We start from the raw sequence: 4,091 nt of genomic DNA, 5'->3' as shown, positions 1-4,091 counted from the left end.
TTTTCATCTTCCATCAACATCGTTACAATCGGATCTGCATCCGGCTGTGCAGCTGTCTCTGCCATCGTTTTGGACTCAGTTACATAAGCAACTTTTTTAGGTCCGTTTTCTTGTAATGCAGCCTCTGCTTTAGACGCAATCGTTTCTGCATCAAGTTCACCTTCGTAGATATTGAATTCATATACTGAACCAATCCACTGAGGATCCGGATAACCACCGGCACATAACAAGGCAGTATCAAGAGAGATACCGGATACCAGATAAGCAGCAGGTGTTGCAACCGCCCCTATCTTAACCCCATCGATGTACCACTTGATTGAATCATCAGTTAATACACTTACATAATGATGTAATTCATCAGCGCCTGGTTCTGCCCCGGTCACACCTACTTCTGAACTTGAAGGCAACATATCGACAGATGTTTTACTTACATTATCTGCACGGGCAATTGACATCCAATAACTGTTATCACCTCCTGCCGAACCAAAGTAAGCCAACATCGTCCAGCCCGGATTTGAGCCTGTTTTAACTGTTGCTTCAAGGGTAACTTCATTGTAACTGTTCAATGCAATATCCTTTGCAGGAAGTTTTACATAACTTCCGCCCATTGCATTAAATGCACCGTTTTCAATATTACCTGATCCACCGTCATTGATGACGACCTCTCCATCTGCACCGCCAACAACATCCGCAGCGGTTCCATCTTCAAATGTATATGAATGCATAAGTCCCTTGACCACACCGAACATTTCAAGTTCTGAAATATTACAGTAACCATCAGCAGAATAATAATAGATATACCTGTAGCTTTCGGTCATTTCCAGACCAACCAACGTAGTTTCAAAGCCTGGGGCATCAGTAATGGTGTAAAGCGTTACAGCATCAGATAAATCAGGACTGTTGGCGCCACGTAATTCGCCACCTACCATACGTCCTTCGTGACCTGAACGCGGAGCATATTTAAATGCTGTTAATGTGGCAGCTCTTCCAGCACCAAAATCATATCCTACATAACCTGTAGCCGTAGGTGCATCCACATACGTGTTGATATCACCATCGAAGGCTGCATCAATATATGTTGCAGGATCATCACCCCATGAACTTGCATGACCAATAATAGTACCGGTTATCGGACTCAAGGAAGAGAATATAACCAGGTAAGTTGTTGAATCATTACCATCCTCAGCAACAACAACGACTTCCGCTGTATCAATAACCTGGGTAATACTGAAATCACCGGTTCCTTTAACTACAGCACCTGAATACTTAGCTGTTGCATCAATAGCCACAGTTTCAGTTCCTCCTGGAATATTTACAGTATATGTTCTTGTAAAGCTCTCAAACGGGGGCTTAAGTTCACCAATGCCAACACTCAAACTTCCAAGGTCAGAATTACTTGAACCGATGAATGCTTCAGCATGATCCAGAATAGCCTGTTTACCTAAAGCTCCGTTATAAATATTAAATTCATCAATGGTACCATTATAATTCACATCTGCCCATCCATTCGGACCTTTAAACAACTGTGCAATAACCGTATCAATTGTCGAGATGTAATCACCACCTGTAGCTACTGAAGCTGCAAGAGATCCATCCAGATAATACTCCAGTGCGTCAGGTGTTAATATTGCTACAACATGATGAAGTTTACCATCGTCCATTTCAATACCATTCAGCTGTGCAACAGGATTTGTATTATCCACAGCAGCTCTTGAGGCATTACCGTCTATAGTCGGCTGGAACCAGAAGCTTTTTTGTCCACCATTATTATTACCGAAATAACATAACATGGTATAGGCACCATTGGCTCCATCGGCTGTTTCCAGGTACAATTCCAGTGTAATTGCATCATAGTCTTTTAATGCCAGTGCGGCAGCATCAAATGCAATGTAACCGTCTGTTGAAGCAGCAGCTCCTGATACAGTGGCTTTTCCGTCTGCAACAGTAATTTTATCGCCAAATAATTCACCATCCAAATCACCTACAACGTCAATAGCAGTATCAGCTACTTCAAATGTATAGGAATGTCTTAATTCAGCTTCAGGAAGCGCGATGAAATTAAGTTGAAGGTCATCAAAGAAATAACGGCCGTTAGATGCAGAACCAGCATTTACAGCTTTTACACCAACCTGGATCATACCTGTGGTATTATACTCAAGTGTAAAAGTTATTTCATCCGGAGTCCATACATTCTGTGCCATATTGGCAAGTGAAGACAGTACAGCAGCACCACCATCGGGGATCCACCCTACAAGACTTGATCCGGCAGCAGCAGGACCCGAGTTGTATACATTATATTTCAGTACATACGTACCAGCAGGTAAAGTAACTTCCTGTGTATAATAAGAATTCCCTCCCCAGGCAGCACATACACCAAGCGCTCCATGACCTGCACCTGTTGTAGAACCATCAGAAGCGGTTGCAGGGATTGGACCCGGGCTATTTAAAGTTCCGGCATAACCATACTCAAAAGCAGCACCTGCAGCCCAGCTTGTGGAATTTGGCGTCCATCCGGTCACCGCCAGATTAGCTGAACCGTTATCAGCTGTACCAAGATTAGCAGCCGCGTCAGCAGCAAGATAATTACAGTCAATATCAAATCCCGGATTGGTCATGAATTCATTGGTTCTGTCTTCATGCGCCATATACCATCTTGGATCACCAGCTGAAAATTTCCCCATAAAGGATAAATCTGTAATGCTAAAATCTTTAGTGGCCACATCTGCAAACAAATCTGCATCACTTCCTGCATATGTCATCGGCGCAACCATAAAATCTTCCGGTTTCAGCGTACAGTCTGCTGTCATATAACAGTTTGTTGCTGTTACAGCTACTCTTGAACCGGAATTAGCCGTGCTTTTCAGCTTATTATTTGATTTTCCGAATACAGAATTAGATATAACAACACCATTCAGTACAGAATCGGTATCCAGTCTTATGATATATCCATCATTCGGGGTATCATAAAAGGTGCAGCCAGAAATAACAACCGAGTTAACATCATCCGTGCTTCTCCACCTCAATAATTGACCGACACTGGAGAAAGTGCTGTTACTGATCTCAACGTCAGAACAATAGGCTTCGGCGTTATCCATGATCATCACACCATAACCACCAATGCTGTCCACTACAGCATTATTAATCTTAAACATACTGATGGTTTTAACACCTCCGTTTTTGCAACGGAATACACCGCGTAGATTATGAAGGTAGACATTGTCAAGAATAAATTCATTAATGCTACCATCTGTAGAAAAGTTCATTAGATATGCAGCAGTAATATCCCCTTTCACCTCTACATCCATAAAAACAAGTGATTCCAGGGCACTTCCTGATGCAATATCAAGAGATGATGCTCCCATGTCGAGAACTGCAGGACTTCCTGCTCCCTCAACACTCATAATCATAACAGACTTACTGATTGATGTAGCTGAAAGGTCATAAGCCATACCTCTTTTCAGAACAATGGTATCACCATCGCCAATACCACCCAACGTGCTTTTTAATATAGCAGGATCATCGCTTCCGGTTAAATCCACAATGGTAGCATTAACTCCAAAGGAACTAAACAGAAATACGATTAAAACTACTACATAACTCAAGAATAGATTTTTTTTCATACCATCAAATTTTAGTTAGAAATTGGTTTAATCAATATATTTCATACACAAATTAAAACTCAACGTTTCCTGCGAAATACTGAAACAATAACTAAACTGTACCGTTATTCTATCCCGGTTCAGATCAAAACAGAATAAACAACTAAAGAGATACCGAAAACAACGATCAAAGAAAGCAGAGGTTCTTTCATGACGTATATTTTAGTTATTTCAAGTTTAGTATTCCTTAATACTGTTAAAAAATAATAATAAAAATAAATAAACCTTTTTAAAATTACAATAGCTAAGCCTGAATAAAAGCTTTATCAAAGCAATTTTAAGAAAAGATTTAAGCTATATGTAAAAAAAAGAGGCTGCCCGGAAACCGGACAGCCTCAAATTATTTAAAACTACTTTCTAGTTTGTTTTTACAACTTTGAACAGTTTGCTTGCACCTGCACTTTCAGCTTTAATGATATATAATCCTGTGCC

General features: G+C 40.7%; 1 protein-coding gene. It reads right to left on the bottom strand.

Annotated elements, in window-relative coordinates:
* Positions 1–3,620 (bottom strand): LamG-like jellyroll fold domain-containing protein (locus ACE1EF_RS19925; protein ID WP_375722469.1); only part of this gene is annotated, 3,620 nt, incomplete at its 3' end.
* Between the last annotated feature and the right edge of the window lie 471 nt (positions 3,621–4,091).

This window comes from Quyinboa sediminis, assembly GCF_042219855.1.
Lineage (GTDB): Bacteria > Bacteroidota > Bacteroidia > Bacteroidales > UBA5342 > JBHJHP01.
This window is presented reverse-complemented; position numbering and strand designations above follow the sequence as displayed.